Below are 18,301 nucleotides of genomic sequence, written 5' to 3'. Positions count from 1 at the left end.
TGGATGCCCTACCATCAAATGTGTCCCGCAGCTCGAGCGTGAAACCGCGTCGCTCGAGCGCATCGATGCGATTCACTCTGGGATACTGCCGCCGTCTACTTCGAGCGAGCCGACTTCTTCGGGTTCGTCTACCCCCTCGAGCCCGTACTCGTCGGGACCACAGCCCAGCGAGCGGTGCGCGCAGAATCGACAGTGAGAGCCCGGCGTCGTTTCGGTAAACGCCGGCTCGTCAACGGACTCGAGCGATCCTCGAACAGTCGACCACGCGGGAAGTTCGTCTGGATCGATAAGATCCACCCGCGGCCCGTCGACGTCACCGACGTATACGTAACCCACTGCGGCGATCGGGTCCTCGAACACCTGCTCGCACGCTCGAGCGTACAACGATAGTTGAACGGCGTCGTCGGGATCGATCCGCTCGGCCGTTGCCTTGTAATCGAGGACGACCAGCTCTCCTGTAGGCGTTCGCCGCACCGAATCGGCGTAGCCAACGACATCACCCGATACGCCCGCAACGTTCTCGAGGACGAACGGGAGTTCGGCCGCGACGGGCTCCCAGTCGGCGACGGGGTCGTCGAAGTCGGGCGACTCGGCCTCGAAATACCGCTCGATGCAGGCGAGAACGGCCTCGCGGTGCTCCGGAACGTTTCGGGCGGTCAGCTGTCTGATAGCCGCATCTCGCCAGGCGTCCTCGGTGTCGTAGCCGCGGTGGAACGCCTCCTCGGCGACATCGTGGAAGAGAGAGCCGACGAGACGGCCGTGTTCCCGTCCGTCCATCGCCGACGAACTCGAGTCGGTCGGCGACGCTTCGAGGTCTCGAGCGAGCGTTCGGTCGGGATCGTCGAACGCCCGAACGACGTGATCGAGGTAGTGCTTTCGCGGACACGTCTCGTGGGTTTCGAGCGCGCTGTAACTGTGTCGGATCGTCGCCTCGAGTTCGGAGACGGTCGAGAGCGTCTCGACGGGAAACCGAACCGTCTCCGTCGTCAGCGCGCTCGCCTGTCGATCCGTCGGAACGTCGAACCGGTCCTCGAGTCCGGGCACACTCGAGGCGTCGGCGGCCGGAAGCAATCGGTTTCCGCGAAGTAGTCGACCAAGCTGGTGAACCGTCTCGATGGCCTGTCGCGTCTCGAGCGGTTCGATCCGCCGGTCGTCGTAATCCTGGTAGTAGATGATCGTTCCCGGATTCGTCCGTGTGGTGGACCCAAGCGTCTCGGTACAGTCGACGACAGTCTCCGGATACTGCTCGCGAACGGTTTCGAAGCTCTCGGTCACCGTCGTCCAGAGGTCCATTCGTTTCCCCGCGACGGACCACTCGATTTCCTCGGCGAGACAGCCCTCAGCCGTGGAAACGGACAACTGCGTCTCGTCGCCGTCATACTCGTAGGCCGATCCGAACACGAACAGGTGGTTTTCGGCTCGAGTGAGCGCGACATGTAACACGCGCCACTCCTCGCCGAGCGGGTCGGCCGCGAGGTTCTCGAGCAGGGGTGAGTCGATTTCGTCATCAAGCGTCGCCTCGAGGAGCCGGTACCGATCTCGGCGAGCGTAATCGCCGTCGACGCACCACTCCTCATCCGAGAGGAAGGGGACGAGAACGGTATCGAACTGGAGTCCCTTCGCCTGGTGGACCGTCATCACGTCGACGCTATCCGTCGATCGCGATCCGCGACTGAACGACGACTCGCTCCCGCGGAGCGTTCGCTCGAGTGCGTCGACGAACCGCGGCGTGAGCCGGTCCAGCACCGAGTCCCCGTTGTACGCCTCGACGAACCGATCGATCCGCTCGAGTTCCGTCCGCTCGTCGGCGGTCAGGAACCACTCGAGGTTCGTCCGCTCTCGGAAGCGACGGACGAACTCCGAGAGGGGATAGACGTCCTGAATGGACTCGAGCGCGCCGAGGTGATCGCGGGCCCGCTCGAGTCGGTCGAGGGCGTCGACCGATCCCTGATCGCCGTCGGTGTCACCGTTATCAGAGAACTCGAGGTCGAACAACGCCTCGTACAGCGAGTCATTGCGGCGAGCGAGCGTCTCGAGGTCCGATTCGGGGATTCGATATCGGTAGAGCAACACGCGCCGGAGATGGGCATCAGCATCCGGATCGACCAGCACGCGGAGATACGAGAGGACCGTCCGGATACCGGGTGAAATATCGCCTCGCGGCGACCCGGAAACCTCGTAGGGGATCCGGAGGTTCTCGAGTTCGTCGGCGACAGCCTGTGCCTGCCGGTTCGTTCGAACGATGATCGCGACGTCCTCGAGCGAGCGCTGCGGAACGTTCTCGAACTGCCCGTTGAGCAGTCGGGAAACCGCCGCACCGACCTGTTCGGATGGCGACCAGGGGAGTTTATCGCTTTCGACCTTCAGGACCCGGTGGGGCGGGTCGGGCTCGTCATACTCACCGATCGTTCGGTCGTTCTCCCGGAGCGTCTTCGAGGACTGCGGGCCGTACGAACAGTGGTTCGTCAGATCGAGGATCTCCTGGCGCGAGCGAAAGTTCAACTCGAGTTCGATCGACTCGTGATCGTCGTCGGTGTCGGCGAGTCGATCGAGGCCCTTCCGATCGGTGCCGCGCCAGCCGTAGATCGCCTGATCCTTGTCGCCGATGGCGAGCAGGTCGGGACGATCCGTTCCTGAAGTAAGCGACCGAATGAGTCTGAACTGCGTCTCGTCGGTATCCTGGAACTCGTCGCAGTAGACGTGTTCCCAGCGACCCGCGATTTCGTCGGCGACGGAGTTCGTTCCGGCCTCGCCCTCGGGCGGCCGCGAGTCGTCTTCGTCGGTAAGTAGTCCGGTCGCCGTTCGAACGAGTTCGTCGAAGTCGACGGCGTGCTCGTTCGCCAAGGTCTCTCGGTAATCCGCGTAGACATCGGTATAGTGTCGAGCGAGCCGTAGGAACTCGACGTAGTGTTTCAACCGACCGAACGGCGTCTGCTCGAGTCGACCCGTCGAATCGCCCCAGATTTCGTTTCCGAACAGGGCCCGGGGAAGGTGTTTGGTCGTTGGCTCCTCGAGCGAGATCGTCTCGAGCGTGTTGGTCACGCACGTCTGAAGCGCCCGGAGATATCGATCGATCGTCCGAACGACAGAATCGGCTCGAAACTCGCTCGGCGCTTCCGCGATTTTCTCGCGACAGAAGCCGACAAGCTTGCCGTACTCGATCAGCGATTCGCGTGCAGCCTCGAGATGGTCGGGATCGTTGAAGAACCGAAACGCCTCGTTGTCGAACGAAAACTCGGCAGTCGCGAGATCCTCGAGCCAGAGGACGAACTCGGTACACAGCTCGAGCGTGCGAACCGCGGGGAGCTGTGACTCGAGGGTTTCGGGACCGACGTTCTCCTGGCTCATCGTCGCGATGAACCAGTCGACGGCGTCGGCGAGGTCCTCTGGGGAGCCGTCGCCGCGAGCGGGAGCCGCCGCGAAGTCGTACTCCGTTTCGGCGAGTAGCCGGCCGACGATCCGCCGTCGCTTGCGTTCGGTCACGATTTCGAAGTCCGGCGAGAGGCCGAGGTAGTAGGCGTACTCGCGGACGAGCTGGTAACAGAACGAGTGGTAGGTGTAGACGTCAATGGCCGCCGCGGCTTCGGGGTCGAGCCGTTCGGTGACGGCTTCGCGGATGCTCGAGGCGGCCTCGTTCGCGAAGGTCAGCACCAGCACGTTCTCGGGATCGACCTCTCCGCGGTCGATAGCGCGTTCGATCCGCATGAGCATCGTCGTCGTTTTGCCGGTTCCAGCACCCGCGTCGACGGAGGTCGACGCGCTCTGACTTTCGATAACGGCTCGCTGATTGCCCTTCGGCTCGAGCGGATCTGGATCGTTCGGATCAGAGGAATCTGATCCGTCCGATCCGACGAAATCACCGATTTCCGGCTCGAGGGGCTCATCCATCGAAACGCACCTCCTGAGAGAGGTACTCGGGACAACAGACCGCGTACCCACAGTCTGGGCACGATTCGGATTCGATCTGGTCCCACTGTCTCGAGGGGTCGAATGATCCGGAAACGAGTTGTTCGACGACGGTTGCAAGTCGGTTCTCGATCGTTCCGTTTCGGTGTTCGTGCGTCATTCCGAACGTGTGATGGTCGATGAAGATGTCGGTCAGATCGATCCCCTCGACAGTCGTCTCGACGGTTTCGCTGACCCAGTTGACCGAGTTCTGGGATCGGTCGGCCAGCGGAATCAGGAGGTACCGGCAGGTTCGGCCCTCGAGACCGAGTCGATCGCACAGTTCGCGGAGTCCGTCGAGGACGACGGCCGTCTCGAGGAGCGCGCCGACCGGTCCGGGTTCGAAGGTCGAGTCGTCGGGGTCGAAGTGGTCCGCGAACAGCGTTTCGACGTCTCCTTCCCACGAGGACCGGTATCGGAGGAGCCCGAGCGAGTCGATCGTCGGAACGAAGCGGACGCCCACGAGTGAAGAACCTTCACCGTAGACGTAGTCGACGGCCGACTCGAGAGCCACGGAACGAAGCGAATCGTCGGCGTCGGACGGAGCCGAACTCGATGTCGAAACGGAAACCGTCGACGACAGCGGGAGGTCCGGACCGACCAGCTCTCCGGCCCTGCCCGTGTTTCGAAGCTTGGCGAGTCCCGACGCGTGGGCCGCCCCGACCGCATCGACGTACGCCCGCGCGGTCGCGTCGAGTACGCGACGTTCGAACTCCCGTTGCGCTCGCGAGTGAAACCGCTCGTCGTACTCGCTCCAGAGCGTCGAGAGGCGCTCGATGACGGCGCTTTCGAGGGAGTCCGGATCGGTTTCGCCGGTCCGGAGACCGTCGCAAATAGCTCGTCGGAGCAGATCGACTCGATCCGTCGACGGCGAGTCGGCCTCGTCGCTGTGTAACTCCTGGACATGGGCGAACTCGTACCGGCGAGGACAGCGGAGATACGACTCGATCGCGCCGACCGAGAGCCGTCGATCACTCACGGCGACTCACCTCCCCCGCGGCGAACTCAAACTGGGAGTAGACCGCGGTCTCAAGTTCCTCGTCGATATCGCCTTCCGCGAGAACGAGCGCGATCTCTTCGAACAGCGCTTCGGTCTCGGCGAGGTCGGCGTCGCCACCCGTGCTTGCCTCCCGCAGGAGGCGAGTGAGTTCACCGCGGGGCTGGTCGAGCAGCGCCTCGAGTGCGTTCGACTCGCCGTAGATCGCCGCCTCTCTGCCCGTCACGTCGACGTCCTTGAGCGAACAGTTCGGTTCCCGCTCGAGGAGTTTCAGATAGCGGGATTCGTCGTGCGTCCGGCGGAGCCCGCCCGAGCCGCGTTCGTACGAACAGCAGTAGAGACGCTCAGTCGCCGCTCGTGTGCCGATCGCCAATCGTCTGCGAGCGCGCTGGGCGTGATAGGTCTCGAAAGGATTCGTGACGGACTCCGCGTCTGCAACCGGCTCGAAGGTTCGCTCGAGCTCCCGCGGGTCGGGATCGGTGACGGCCGGGTAGTAAGACATTTCGCGGAGCCAAGCCGTCGGAAACAGCTGCGTGAGTGCGGGGTCACCGGGGTAGTTCGCTTCGGTCACGTCGAGCAGGAAGACGACGGCGTGTGGATCGTACGCCAGTTCATCGATCGCACAGACCGTCACCCCGCCCGTCGGAGCGCGGGTGTCGACCGCGTGGACGTGGGGTGCGTCGTACCTGATCGTCCGCTCGAGCATCCGCCGAAGCCCCTCCCAGTCGGGGCCGACGAGGTCGGTCTCCTCGACGAAACGAGCGATTTCGAGCACCCGCTGGATACCTTCGAACTGTTCTCTGGCGTCGACCCACTCCTCCTTGTTCGAGATTCGACCTTTCAAGTTCGTTCGGACGATCCAGCGCTCGACCGATCTCGAGACGCTCGCGCCGGCACACTCCTCAAGAAGGTCCGAGGAAAATCCGTCGACGCGGGCCTCAAGGCGATCGTATGCGACGGTTCGTGTTTCGTTTCGACGAGTGTCACGACGGGTCTGCGGTAGCTCTGATTCACCAAAATCTGCGGGGAGTATCCCGTCCTCACGAGCACACTGGAGCGTGACGAAGGCGTAGAGTTCGTTGACCGCCGGATCCTCCGCGAGCGAAGGGACGCCGATCGTCGCCGTCGGGATGGCGGCATCTCGAAGCCGCGTTCGGGTTTCGGGCACCTGTTCGACTCGAGGGACGGCGACCGCGATGTCGTCGTATCGAAGGGAGTCCCGTCGGTCACGGATCGACTGGATCTCGGTCGCGACCGCATCGACTTGCTCGCGACGCGTTCGAGCCCGGATGCGTCGAGCGGTCCCTGGTTCGGTTCGTGTCTCGTCCGATCCAGCCGTTCGTCCCGTTGCGAGAAATTTCGTGATCGGGCGGTGTGGGGGACGGGCGTTGGAAGTGGTATCTGGCTCACCGTCAGGGGCGGTCGCTCGTCGCTCGGAAACGGATTCGACCTCGAGCCCGTCGGCGATTTCCTCGAGCGATCCGGGTTCGACCCGCGTTCGCTCGGTGCTCGCGTGCGGTTCGCCGAGACAGACGAGCGTCGCGTCCTGGGAGAGCGCGGCGAGGTACCGTCGGTCGAGATGGCGAAACTCCTCGAATTCGAGCGCGAGCACGGCGTCGAACGACGAGGTGATGCGGGTGCGGACGCCGTCTCGGTTCTCCTCGAGAAGGTCGACCGCCTTCGGGACAACGTCGGCACGTTCGACGTATCCCCGAGCGTCGAGTTCCTCGTGGAACCGGTCGTTCATCGCGTAGAGGAACTCGAGGCAGTCGTGGAGCTCCTCGGGTGGGATCTGCGTATCGGAACGGGCGGAATCAGCTTCGTCGCGGCGGAGGCGGATCCGCTGTCGCGTCGCCTCGAGCAACAGCTGTCCGACGTCGCGGCCGAAGCTCTCGTGGTCGGCCGCCCGCTCGAGATACGGCGGCACGTCCCGGCTCGCACCGTCGATAACCAGCGAGATGAGTTCGATCCGCTCTTCGTACTCGAGGCGGTCGAGCATCGGATCGTACTCCTCGAGGACCTTCGAGGCGTGCTCGGGAAGCGACTCCAGACGCGGCGACCGGGGACCGGTAGTCACGGGGTTTTCGCCTGCACTGTTCTCGTCCGCACTCCTTCCGTTGGCCGCGGTCGTGCGCTCGCGGGCGAGCGCCTCGCGAACACGGTCGAGTCCGGTCGGATGGCGCTTCAAGACGAGGACGTTGCCCGACCCGTGTTCCCGACAGAGGGCATCGTACTCGGTTGCGACGAGCTCGAGGAGGTCGCTGGAAAGCGTCGGCAAGACTGCGAGCGTTCCCTCGAGGGTGGGTGTGGTTCCGACCATCGGTTCGTCTAGTCATCCTTTGTGGCCGTCTCGTATTTAAACGCAAGCACGACGGACTGTCTCCGGTTGAAATATATCTGCCGGGTTGATGTCCACGATCCATCAACTCGAGGATAAACTGAAGCCATTACGTTCGGCGTTGGAACAATCCGGCTCCGATACACATTATAGTGTTCACGCATAACACATCTGCATGGACGATATTTTCGTCGCGAGACTGATGTCTACGTCCCTTCACACGGTCAGCCCCGATACGCTGGTCGAAGAGGCGGGACAACGGATGCTCGAGAACGAAATCGGCTCGGTCGTCGTCGTCGACGAACAGAACCAGCTCGAGGGTATTCTCACCTCGACGGACTTCATCACGATCGTCGCCGAGAGCTATCCCAAAGCCGAGACCGAAGTCTCGCGCTATATGACGACGGACGTCATCACGGCATCAGCACAGGACAGCATACGAGAAGTTGCGGACGTGATGGTCGAGCACGGCTTCCACCACGTTCCGGTGGTAAACGGCGACGAAGGCGTCATCGGAATCATCACGACTTCGGACCTCACGGCCTATCTTTCCCACGTCGAGACGCCGAGTCCCGGCGGAGCAGAGTAACGGCACCGGTCGAGGGTACAGGGACTCAGATCGCCGAGACGAGTGGCGCTTCCAACTGCCGTTCAACGCGGTTTCTCTTCACCACCGTCGACGGTCGGTGATAACGATCCTACGTTCATAGTTGCTACGCGACTGTGTCCGTCGAATCAAAGCGGTCTCTTGGGTGGGAAGAATTACCGCCGTTTGCCGAACGAACTGGCTTTCTCGAGAGGTCCGCTCCACAGAGACCATATTTTATTTTACTGTGGGAGACAATACCAATAGCCACGAAAAACATCATGAACGTACTCCTATTCGGCGCGAGCGGACGAATCGGACGGCGAATAACGGACGAACTCACGGAGCGCGGTCACGAGGTAACCGGCGTTTCTCGAAGCGGCGAGATCGAAGGGGTCGATGATCCAAACGTCGAAGCGGTTGCCGGCGACGCGACCGACGCGGACGACGTCGCCGACCTCGCCGCGGGACACGATGCGGTCGCATCGGCGCTCGGCCCCGCAAAAAACGAGGAAGTCGACATCCTCCCCCAAATGGCGGATACCCTCATCACAGGAGTTGGGCGAACGGACGTCGACCGCCTCGTCTGGACCGGCGGCGCGGGAGGACTGAGCGTCGGCCTGGACACGAAACTCATCGAGACCGACGAGTTCCCGGACGATCTCGTTCCCCTCGCACAGGCACACATCGACGCCCTCGAGGAGATTCGCGACGCCGACGACCTCGAGTGGTCGTACGTCGCGCCGGCGGCCCGAATCGAGCCCGGTGAGCGGACCGGCGAGTACCGAACCGCCGAGGGACAGCTCGTGGCCACCGACGACGGCGAGAGTCACATCTCGATGGAGGACTTCGCCGTCGCGTTCGTCGACGAACTCGAAAGCGGCGATGCGATCCACACGCAACTCGGCGTCGGATACTGACGGCCGATCGGATCCGATCGCGGCTTCCGATTCGAGAGCGCCCTCGAGAAAATTGTGGAAGCGATCAACCGGGAGGAGCAAGCCAAACACGTCGAAGAAGTTCGGTGCTCGAGTTCAGTCGTCGCCGTCGCCACTCCCGCCGCCGATCGTTTCGTGTTTGTGTAACAGCGCCATCCGTTCGCGGAGGTCCTCTCCGTTCTTTTCGGCCGCTCGGATGCGGTAGACGTACAGCCCCGTAACGAGGGCGATCCACGAGAACACGAAGACGAGCGCGGAGGGCGCGCTGGCGGCGACCAGCACCATAAATATCCCGGAGGCGACGACGTTCCCAACCGCGACGACCTTGAGCACCGGCATCGGGAGTTTGTAAAACGAGTACTCGTAGCGTTGCGGGAACACCTTCGGGAGGTTCCAGAGCGCGACGCCACTGATCATGAAGGCGATGAAGATACCCGTCACCGTCACCGTGACCAGCCAGTCGAGGATATCGACGGCGAGAACCCCGTCGAGAGCTCCAGTAAAGGGGGCGACGAGCAACGGCGGGAGCCCGAGCAAGAGGAGCGCTCGGTGCGGCGTGTTGAACCCGTCGTGGATCCCCGCGAAGAACTCCGGAACGACATCGTCTCGAGCCGCGCGCATGATCGTCCGAGAGTAGGAGGTCAACAGGGTGTTGACCGTCGTGGCGGCCGCGACGAGCGCGCCGAAGGCGATGAAGGCGATCGCCCATCCCGGAAGGACCCCCTCGCTGACCGCCGCAAGCCCGCCGTCGACGGCCTCTCCGTCCTGGGCGACCTGCTCCCACGGAACGGCCCCCACGAGCGCGACGATGACGCCGATGGTCAACACGGCGACGAGGGTCATGCCGACCGCGAGCACTCGAGGGATGTTCTTCGCCGGCTCCTCGATCTCCTCGCCGATTTCGATGATCATCGCGAACCCCTGGAAGGGAATGTACAGCGTGACGATGGCGAGGAAAAACGGACCGAGGCCCTCGGCGAACGGTTCGCCCTCGCCGGCGGGGAACAGCGGCGTGAAGTTCGCAGTGTCCATCGAGGAGAAGCCGCCGACGATGAAGGTGATCATCGCGGCGATCAAGACGCAGACGAGTCCGATCTGGATCTTCGCGGCCATCTGGATACCCACGTAGTTGAGCGCCAGAAACGCCGTGAGCAGGAGCCAGACGGCGACGACGACGGGCGTCTCGATAAAGACGGGCAAGTACTCAGCGAAGCCAAGCGCCGCGAACAGAAGGTACGACCAGACGGCCATCACAGGAACCGCGATTCCCAGAAACCCCCAGTACGGACCGACGAGTCTCGAGGCGTAGACGTAGGTCCCGCCGGCGACCGGAATCGACCCCCCGAGCTGTAAGAGTAATAACACCCCAAGGATCATCGGGATAACGGACGCGAGAATCGCGAGCGTGATCGACGGCCCCGCGGAGGCCGCCATCTGCGTCGGTACGATAAAAATACTCATCCCCACCGCCGTTCCGATCAGCAACGCGACCGCTGCGATCGGCCCCACCTGTTCGTTGATCAATTTGTAGTCCTCAGCGGGCATCAACTATCACGATAGAGTATGACACCCAATGCACCTTCAATGTATCTCCCGTGACAAATTGTTACCAGAATAACGCCAATGGAGTAGATAACCTCTCTCTCGTTAATATATATACATTTGCATTAACCGCCGTTAACCAAGCACCGATGGTCCGCCATAGCCCGAACCTATGTGGTAAGCTTTATCGTGCACAATGATAATGTAACACACGACCATGGATCTCTATCCAGGGGTAACGAAAGTAACGGGTGTCTGTGGGAACTGTGGCGACGACCTGGTGATGTTTCTCTCACCGTACGCCGGGATTCTGGAAAACGGAGCCAACGAGTGCAGCGACTGCGAGAGCACCGACTTCCAGCGCGCAGTGTGAGCGCGGGAGTCGATCGGATCCGTGCGGAGTCGCCGTAAGGACGGAGTCGGCATCGCAGTCACTCCTGACCGGGTCATCACCGAGTACTAGCCGCTTGAGTAGACCGGAGCGAAGCCGACGAGTTGATTCGAGGACGTCCTTCGAGCGGTTCGACTCGAGCGTGCCAAACGGTTATCAGGCCGAACTCAGATATCTGAGTGTGAACGCTCGAGACGCGCTCCTGGGCGACCGCTCGCCGCGTATCCGGGCGGGAGTGCTCGCGCTCACACTCCCGATCCTTGCTTCGGTAGCGTTCTTGCTCGAGTACGACCTCGTCCTCGGCTTCTGGCCCCTGTATCTGGCGCTAGGGATCGCCCTCTACGCGGGGTTGGCCCGTGCCGGCGTCCTCGCGGGCCTCGGTGCCGTTTTCCTCGCGATCCTCTGGCGATTCGTGGTTCCGCCGCTCGTCGGCTACCTCCGGTGGTCGATGGACACACGCTACACGCCGCCCCGACTGCTCGCCTACAAACTCGATCCGTCAGGCGAACTGCAGGAGGGGCTTACCCACGGCCCCCTGTACGCGCTCGCTGGCGCGCTCGTTCTGGGTGGCCTCGCGTACCTCATCGGTGTCGGTGTGCGGAAAGTGACTGAACGTACATCCTAACGGCCCACTCTCGTTTCCCGTCACTGCAGGCCTAGTCGCTCAGTTGAGCAGGTAGGATCGCGATCCCATGAGACTCGAGCGTCTCGACGATTTCGACGGTGATCGAGGGACTCGAGATGATCACCGGAAACCACCGCCAATGTGGTGTGACTCGAGGGGAGGTGGGTCCTCAAGTAGTTGGAAAGAAACAGTGTTATCTCCGACTGCGATCGAACGCCGGCGGGAACAGCACACGGAAACCGAGGCGCTCACGCCGAATCGAAAGCACTCTCGAAAAGAAAGACGTATCCAGACGTTAGTCCTCGGATACCAGTCCGACCCGGTTCCCCTCGGAATCCGTAATAACCGCGTAGTTGCCGCCCATCTCGGGGATCGGTTCTTTCGGAATGAGAGTCTCGCCCCCGTTCGATTCGACTCGAGCGACTACGTCGTCCAGATCGCCGTCGACGGTCAGATAGATCATGAGTCCGTCGTCCATCGGGTGATAACCGATCGTATCGCCACTTTCTGTCGTATACTCGTCGGCTTCGACGATCATGCCACCGACTTCTCCGTCCTCGGTATCGAACATGCCGGCCCGTCCGGCGGGGTCGTCGTCCTCGGGCGAGTGAACCTCGATATCGCGCTCGAGAACGATCGAATAAAAGTCAATTGCCCTGTCGAAGTCGGTACTGGGGAGTTCGAACCAATTGAGTACGTGCGTCATATTGTGAATCTCCGTGGAGGGGTATTTCCCCGAGGATTCTACGCAGTCTGACACGATATAGGAGCGAGTCTGCAGGCGAAAGGTAGACCGAAGGAGGTCGCTCGAGAGAGACTGCGAACAATCGATTGGAACGACCGTTCGTCGAAGCGTCAAAATCGGAAACGGAACCCGTCCCCTCGAGAATAACCCCTTCCCCACCGTCCACTCCTCCATGGCACAGACGACACCGTGTGAAGCAGAAACGCTCCAAAACGAACTCCGTCGGTACCTAACCCAGTGCGATCGTACGGGCGATACCGAACGAATCGCCCAGGAACTCGCGAGAAAACACAGCGTCGGCTACCGGGTCATCGGCTTCCGACGCCGCGGAAACGAGGTGTTGCTCCACGAAAAACGCACGTCTGCGACCGGCAACGAACTCACCATCCACGAGGTCTGCGTCGACGGCCGGCTCCCCAAAATCGGCACCATCTGGACGGGCCGCGACCTCGAGGACTGGCTCGCTCACCACCGGTACTACCTCGAGTGGGTCCATCCCGATCTCGCGGCCGATCGGCGGTCGGTCGGCGGTCATCGGGAGCCCACAGAGACGACCGTCAGCTCGCGTTTCTGACTCAGTTCGAAATCGCGACGCAGCCGTCCCTGAGTTAATTCGAACCGCTGACTCAGTCCAGATCGATCTGCTCCCAGCCCTCCGCCTCGAGCTTCCTCCTGACCGGATCCGGAAGCTGTCCATCCTCGTCGGTCACGAACGCGGCCGCATCCGACTTTGCGTCGAGGTGGTCGTCGTCGAGCACCTGAAACGACCAGATGTTTCCGCCTCGCTTTATCTGTACGATTCGCTCGCCGTCGCTCGAGAACTCCTGATATTCGGTCGCCATCTGCTACTCGAGTGGTGGAGCCGATGCAAACTTATAGCTTGCAGTATGCTCATCGCACGCCTGCTCCGTTCGCGTATTTTCGGCTGACCCACTCCGTCGGGAGCAACCAGAAACGCGACACCATCCTCTCGGAATACGGTTCAATACATCTTCTCTCACTAGTAGGCACCACACAGCACCTCTTCCTAATTGAAGCGGATAGGCGAAACGGTACAATATAGCGAGGTTATTCGAGTTCATGTTATACTGGTGCGCAAAACCGTTTAATAACGAGGGTTCTGGTGAATCACTAGACGGCGTCCGAATTGGGGCCTTGATCGCCGGGCGATCGTGGCGAAAATTTTCTTCTGATCGTTCTTAGCGGTAGCTATCTCCCCAACAACCTCGATTGGCTCTTGTCAAGGGAAGTTACAACGCACTCTCAACAACCGAAACTCGACGCCGTATGGTGATTCACCAGAGCCATAACGAGTGAATTCACTGGGATTGAGCAAACCGAAGGTTTGCGATGTTCAGCGAGTCCATGACTGAACGAGCGAAAGCGACGTGAAGGAAATGGACTCACCTAGAGTAGATCAATGCACTCTCTCGTCCCGTTCCCGACTGTCAGATTGGAAAGTGAGAACTATAGTGAGCTATCCGTACGCACGCTATCTACTGGAATCTCTTGCTCACGTGCAGCCTTTCGAAGCGCGCTATCTTCAGTTACCAAGGTGAGATCATTACGCTCTGTGGTTGCAAGATACGCCGCGTCATAGAACGTGAGTCCGTTTGATTGGGCGAGGTCCATCGTTGTAGAGAGGTTTTCGTTAATTACGGTCTCGAGTTGAACCTCTGTACCAAGTCGTGAGAGAATAGTAACAGCGTCTTCTAATGCAGAATCAGTTAGATTATCGTGGGCAAGGCCGGTTTTCCAAAGTGCATTCGCCGCCTCATACATCGTTAAATCGAGCATATACTCATCGAACAAGATACTAACGTCTACATCGGCTCCGTTTTTACCAATGAGAATGTCTACCACTGAGCTTGCGTCAAAGAGATATTCAGACATTAGTTCTCTTGACGGGTTTCACGAACTGCTTCAACAATCTCGTCAGTTTCAACACCGTCACCTACCTTCTCTCGAAGGGAATCTACATCCCGTCTAAGTTTCTCGCGCCGGCGCTCGGTGATTTCCTCCTTGAGCGCGTTACGGATAACCTCGCTAACGTTGATATCTTCCTTTTCGAGTTCTTCCTTCATGTCATCGGGGATCTTTGCTGATACGGTAGTCATACGTGCGAGTATTACGAGACAGAATTACTAAAAAGTTCCCTGGAGAATTAATAAGGCCGTCTCGAGCAGATTGTTCTAGAACGGACCGACGCAACCAGCGACCGCCAGGGAGCCGTGAGTGAACCAATCCCCGAAGGCAACCACCGCAGGGAGCAAAGAAACGGAGCCACACCCCTCTCCGAAAAAGTAAAGTACAGAGTAATGACGTGTAATTGTAGCTACCCCCGGACGGAAGCCATGACGAAGCGAAGAACGACTCCACTCAAGCGGAGAATGTTGCTGGAGAGTCCCACCGATGGGCGATTTTGTACTTAAAGAAGTGTGTGGAATCGTCCGCCGTGTTGGGATTGTTGGCGAGGCAAAAACCGAGTGAATTCACTGGGATTGAGCAAACCGAAGGTTTGCGATGTTCAGCGAGTCCATGACTGAACGAGCGAAAGCGACGTGAAGGAAATGGACTCAACGGGAGACTTCGTCTCCCGAGCCTTCGCTCGCGTTGCTCGCGAAGACGCTGGGATTTGAACCCGTTGTGAGACGGTCGCCTCGCTTCGCTCAGCGTGCGACTCACAGGGCTTCAAATCCCAACTTCGACAGACGATTCGCGCCGCTCGCGAGCTTGCTCGCGGCGCAAAATAGTGGACTCGCGGGGATTTGAACCCCGGGCCTCTTCCTTGCGAAGGAAGCGATCTACCACTGATCTACGAGCCCTCGAGCAAACCTAACTCAGGTTTCTATTTGAGGCTTGTGTTTCGGGGACGCCTCGAAAGCCCACAGCAACCGACCTCGAGCGGGTCGTCCAAGGTGTGATTATATTGTCGGCTGATCCGGCCGCGTCGACGACTCGGTCCGCAACACTCGAGCGCGTCCGGCGAGCAAGCCGACCAGGAATCCGGTGAAGTGTGCGATCAATGCGACGCCCGGAGCGAGCGTCGTGAGCGTCACGATCACGGCGAGCGCGAAGAAGACGAGGTAGGTTACCCACCTCGGCACCTCAATCACCGATGCGAACCCACTCGAGACCCGATTGCCGGCGATGAGATACCCCAGCAGGGCGAAGACGGCACCACTCGCCCCGAGCACACCCGGAGCTGACCCGCCGATTCCCGCAACCGACATGATCCCGGACATCACCAGAACCTGTGAGACGCCCGCGATAGCGCCCGTGACGAGGAAAAAGGCATGAAAGCGAATCCTAGTCGTCGCTCGAGCGATCGGCCAGCCGAAGAGCACGAGCGCGACCGAGTTAGAGACCAGATGCCCGATACCGTTGTGAGCGTAGACGCTCGTGATGATCGTCCACGGATCGTTCGATATCGGCGGAGAGAGAACGAAAAGCCCGCTCACCATGCCAAACAGTCCCGTCACGAACTGCGCGACGAGAACGATGAGAAAGACGACTATCAACTCAAAGATCGGACTCCCGTTCCCGGAGCGAGTCGACATACCTGTACTCGGACGACGAAATACAAAAGTGTGCACTCCGTACGCGGCATCAGTCGACGGTGAAAAACGTGACCGCGATCGGCTTCGAGTTAGTCCTCGAGGACGATCTCGATCGAAACGTCGTTTGGCACCTGAATGCGCATGAGCTGACGGAGTGCGCGTTCGTCGGCGTCCAGATCGATCAGGCGCTTGTGGACGCGCATCTCCCAGTGCTCCCACGTCGCAGTCCCTTCGCCGTCTGGGGACTTCCGGGTTGGGATTTCGAGGGTTTTTGTTGGCAGTGGAATCGGTCCACTGAGGTTGACGCCGGTGTTGTTCGCAATCTCGCGGACGTCGTCACAGATATCGTCGAGGTCTTCTGGACTCGTGCCCGCGAGTCGAACGCGTGCCTGTTGCATCTATATTACTTCTCGTCGACGTCGAGGACCTTTCCTGCCGCGATGGTCTGACCCATGTCGCGGATGGCGAAGCTCCCGAGTTCTGGGATTTCGCTCGATGGCTCGATGCTGAGTGGCTTTTGTGGTCGGATCGTGACCACGGCAGCGTCACCCGACTGGATGAAGTCTGGGTTCTCCTCGGCGACTTCGCCCGAGGCTGGGTCCATCTTCTTGTCGATGGATTCGATCGTACACGCGACCTGTGCGGTGTGTGCGTGGAAGACCGGAGTGTAACCCGCCGTGATGACGGATGGGTGTTGCATGACGACGACCTGTGCCTGGAACGTCTCGGCGACGCTCGGTGGGTCGTCGGCTGGGCCACAGACGTCACCGCGGCGGATGTCGTCCTTGCCGATGCCGCGGACGTTGAATCCGACGTTGTCACCGGGGCCAGCTTCTGGCACTTCTTCGTGGTGCATTTCGATCGTCTTCACTTCGCCACCGACGTCCGATGGCTGGAAGGAGACGTTGTCACCGATGTTCATGACACCGGTCTCGAGGCGTCCGACTGGGACGGTACCGATTCCGGAGATGGTGTAAACGTCCTGAATTGGGAGTCGGAGCGGCGCGTCCGTTGGCGGCTCGGACTCCGGCAGGTCGTTAAGCGTCTCGAGGAGGGAACGGCCGTCGTACCACGGCGTGTTGTCCGACCGTTCGGCGATGTTGTCGCCTTCGAAGGCCGAAATCGGGATGAACGAGTCGTCGTCGACCTGGAAGTTAACCTGATCGAGGAGCTGGTTGACTTCTTCGACGACGTCGTTGTAGTCGTCCTCGGAGTAGTCGACGATGTCCATCTTGTTGACACCGACGATCAGTTTCTCGATACCGAGCGTTCGCGACAGGAAGACGTGCTCCTGAGTCTGAGGAGCGACGCCGTCGTCTGCCGCGACGACGAGAACTGCGTGGTCTGCCTGGGACGCGCCAGTGATCATGTTCTTGACGAAGTCCCGGTGGCCAGGCGTATCGACGATCGTGAAGTAATACTGTTCGGTGTCGAACTCCTGGTGTGCGATGTCGATGGTGACACCACGTTCTCGCTCTTCGGCGAGGTTGTCCATGACGTAGGCGAACTCGAAGCCACCCTTGCCTTTCTCTTCTGCTTCTTCGCGGTGCTGTTCGATGACGTGCTCGGGTACGCTCCCCGTCTCGTAGAGGAGTCGTCCCACGAGCGTACTCTTCCCGTGGTCAACGTGGCCGATGATGGCCAAGTTCTGGTGTGGTTTGTCTTCGCTCATTGTTGTAGCTCACGCGCAAGGCGCTTATATCGGTCTCTTTTGGCAGTAGCGGTTAAAACCATTTCGAAAGTGTATTCGAACGAGCCCGGTCACGTCTGTCGGTTTGCGCCACGTTCACACGAACAAAGGTGTCGGCGGAACCCCTTGAAGTAATCATCAGCGTTCGCCAATCCATCGAACTCGCGTCCGGCAATCCCCGTGGTTCCCAGAATATCGATGAACCCCGTGGAACAACCAGTATCGGACCAATCAGCGTTTTCCAAACCTGAAACTGCGAATCTCGTTTTATATCGTCCGGCATCGTTCATTCATTTGAAGGGTCACGCAAAACGCTCGGATCGTCTGCAGACTCAGTCCGAGTCCCGCCAACCGAACGAACACACCCCGTTCCCACACCAGTTCACGAAATCCAATGTTCGAAATCCTCCACCCACCATCGATAGTCACCGATGGATCGGTCGCGCTCCTCGGACTCCCCGTCCTGTTCGTGATCTTCACCCTGAAGGGAGCCTTCATCGGGAAGGTGTTTCCGACGAGCGTCTTCCTTCCGGGGTACGTGATCGCCAGCGGAGCGACGTATCTCCAGATTGGGATCATCACCGTCGTCGTCTCCATCGGGTACATGGTCGGCCAGTTTGCGATTTTCGTCGGGAGCAGACGCTACGGCCCGTTGTTCGTTACTCGAGTCCCCTATACGACCCTGGAACCGGAGTCCACGCAGTTCGAGCGCTTCGATAACTGGTTCGACAAATACGGTGGCCCGTCGATTTTCGTGACGAACTTCATCCCCTGGGTTCGGGGACTGCTCACCATCCCGGCCGGCGCGAGCTCGTATTCGATGACCAGATACACGCTCCATATGGGGACTTCGACGCTGCTCTATCACGTTCTGTACGTCGGGGTTGCACTCGCTGGGCTCCACGTCGTGTCCTGAACGAAGCGAAGTACCAAGCGGAGTCGAA

17 protein-coding genes and 1 tRNA gene are annotated in these 18,301 nt (G+C 60.3%); 6 read left to right on the top strand and 12 right to left on the bottom strand.

Going from position 1 to position 18,301, the window contains the following annotated elements:
- Positions 1 to 72: 72 nt before the first annotated feature.
- Genes QNM96_RS09500 through QNM96_RS09490 form a run of 3 tightly spaced genes read right to left on the bottom strand, consistent with a single transcriptional unit; the run spans position 73 to position 7,262 of the window.
- Positions 73 to 3,888, bottom strand: a complete 3,816-nt coding sequence (locus QNM96_RS09500) for an ATP-dependent DNA helicase (protein ID WP_283835942.1) — start codon at positions 3,886 to 3,888, stop codon at positions 73 to 75.
- Entirely contained in the window at positions 3,881 to 4,924 is a 1,044-nt protein-coding gene (locus QNM96_RS09495; protein ID WP_283835941.1) for a PD-(D/E)XK nuclease family protein, read from the bottom strand. Before QNM96_RS09495 ends, QNM96_RS09500 begins: the two co-directional genes overlap by 8 nt.
- The gene (locus tag QNM96_RS09490) at positions 4,917 to 7,262 is read right to left on the bottom strand and encodes a hypothetical protein (RefSeq protein WP_283835940.1); all 2,346 of its coding nucleotides are present in this window, start codon (positions 7,260 to 7,262) and stop codon (positions 4,917 to 4,919) included. Before QNM96_RS09490 ends, QNM96_RS09495 begins: the two co-directional genes overlap by 8 nt.
- Before the next feature lie 193 nt (positions 7,263 to 7,455).
- On the opposite strand from QNM96_RS09490, the gene QNM96_RS09485 reads away from it, so the two are divergent.
- Positions 7,456 to 7,869: a CBS domain-containing protein gene (locus QNM96_RS09485; RefSeq protein ID WP_283835939.1), complete on the top strand. Its 414-nt coding sequence runs from the start codon at positions 7,456 to 7,458 to the stop codon at positions 7,867 to 7,869.
- A 278-nt stretch (positions 7,870 to 8,147) separates the two neighbouring features.
- Positions 8,148 to 8,786: an NAD(P)H-binding protein gene (locus QNM96_RS09480; protein WP_283835938.1), complete on the top strand. Its 639-nt coding sequence runs from the start codon at positions 8,148 to 8,150 to the stop codon at positions 8,784 to 8,786.
- A gap of 114 nt (positions 8,787 to 8,900) precedes the next feature.
- Here QNM96_RS09480 and QNM96_RS09475 read toward each other — a convergent pair whose 3' ends face one another.
- Entirely contained in the window at positions 8,901 to 10,349 is a 1,449-nt protein-coding gene (locus QNM96_RS09475) for an APC family permease (RefSeq protein WP_283835936.1), read from the bottom strand.
- 214 nt (positions 10,350 to 10,563) lie between these two features.
- Between QNM96_RS09475 and QNM96_RS09470 the strand changes: the two genes are divergently transcribed.
- Positions 10,564 to 10,719, top strand: coding sequence for a hypothetical protein (locus tag QNM96_RS09470; RefSeq protein ID WP_283835934.1), 156 nt, complete (start codon positions 10,564 to 10,566; stop codon positions 10,717 to 10,719).
- A gap of 199 nt (positions 10,720 to 10,918) precedes the next feature.
- Positions 10,919 to 11,362 carry a hypothetical protein gene (locus tag QNM96_RS09465; protein ID WP_283835933.1) on the top strand — a complete coding sequence of 148 codons (444 nt, stop codon included), beginning with the start codon at positions 10,919 to 10,921 and terminating at the stop codon, positions 11,360 to 11,362.
- A 295-nt stretch (positions 11,363 to 11,657) separates the two neighbouring features.
- On the opposite strand, the gene QNM96_RS09460 is transcribed toward QNM96_RS09465, so the two are convergent.
- Positions 11,658 to 12,068: a VOC family protein gene (locus tag QNM96_RS09460; protein WP_283835932.1), complete on the bottom strand. Its 411-nt coding sequence runs from the start codon at positions 12,066 to 12,068 to the stop codon at positions 11,658 to 11,660.
- A gap of 211 nt (positions 12,069 to 12,279) precedes the next feature.
- On the opposite strand from QNM96_RS09460, the gene QNM96_RS09455 reads away from it, so the two are divergent.
- Positions 12,280 to 12,681 carry a hypothetical protein gene (locus tag QNM96_RS09455; RefSeq protein WP_283835930.1) on the top strand — a complete coding sequence of 134 codons (402 nt, stop codon included), beginning with the start codon at positions 12,280 to 12,282 and terminating at the stop codon, positions 12,679 to 12,681.
- A gap of 52 nt (positions 12,682 to 12,733) precedes the next feature.
- Here the strand turns inward: QNM96_RS09455 and QNM96_RS09450 are convergent, their stop codons facing one another.
- The 7 genes from QNM96_RS09450 to tuf form a co-directional block, all read right to left on the bottom strand.
- Positions 12,734 to 12,949 carry a hypothetical protein gene (locus QNM96_RS09450; protein WP_283835928.1) on the bottom strand — a complete coding sequence of 72 codons (216 nt, stop codon included), beginning with the start codon at positions 12,947 to 12,949 and terminating at the stop codon, positions 12,734 to 12,736.
- 625 nt (positions 12,950 to 13,574) lie between these two features.
- On the bottom strand, positions 13,575 to 14,000 hold the full coding sequence (locus tag QNM96_RS09445; RefSeq protein ID WP_283835927.1) for a type II toxin-antitoxin system VapC family toxin: 426 nt from the start codon (positions 13,998 to 14,000) through the stop codon (positions 13,575 to 13,577).
- Entirely contained in the window at positions 14,000 to 14,224 is a 225-nt protein-coding gene (locus QNM96_RS09440) for a hypothetical protein (RefSeq protein ID WP_283835926.1), read from the bottom strand. The genes QNM96_RS09445 and QNM96_RS09440 overlap by 1 nt, the downstream gene beginning before the upstream one ends.
- Positions 14,225 to 14,860: 636 nt before the next feature.
- Positions 14,861 to 14,932: transfer RNA gene (locus QNM96_RS09435), tRNA-Ala, on the bottom strand.
- 99 nt (positions 14,933 to 15,031) lie between these two features.
- Positions 15,032 to 15,667: a rhomboid family intramembrane serine protease gene (locus QNM96_RS09430; protein ID WP_283835925.1), complete on the bottom strand. Its 636-nt coding sequence runs from the start codon at positions 15,665 to 15,667 to the stop codon at positions 15,032 to 15,034.
- Between the two features lie 89 nt (positions 15,668 to 15,756).
- Positions 15,757 to 16,065, bottom strand: coding sequence for a 30S ribosomal protein S10 (gene rpsJ / locus QNM96_RS09425; RefSeq protein WP_049953579.1), 309 nt, complete (start codon positions 16,063 to 16,065; stop codon positions 15,757 to 15,759).
- Positions 16,066 to 16,070: 5 nt separating this feature from the next.
- The gene (gene tuf / locus QNM96_RS09420) at positions 16,071 to 17,339 is read right to left on the bottom strand and encodes a translation elongation factor EF-1 subunit alpha (RefSeq protein WP_283835924.1); all 1,269 of its coding nucleotides are present in this window, start codon (positions 17,337 to 17,339) and stop codon (positions 16,071 to 16,073) included.
- Between the two features lie 412 nt (positions 17,340 to 17,751).
- Between tuf and QNM96_RS09415 the strand changes: the two genes are divergently transcribed.
- Entirely contained in the window at positions 17,752 to 18,273 is a 522-nt protein-coding gene (locus QNM96_RS09415) for a VTT domain-containing protein (protein WP_283835923.1), read from the top strand.
- Positions 18,274 to 18,301: the final 28 nt, after the last annotated feature.

This window comes from Halostagnicola sp. A-GB9-2 (genome assembly GCF_030068615.1).
In the GTDB taxonomy this organism is placed as follows: Archaea; Halobacteriota; Halobacteria; order Halobacteriales; family Natrialbaceae; genus Halostagnicola.
The sequence above is the reverse complement of the archived record's forward strand: the minus strand, read 5'-3'. Positions and strand labels throughout refer to the sequence as shown.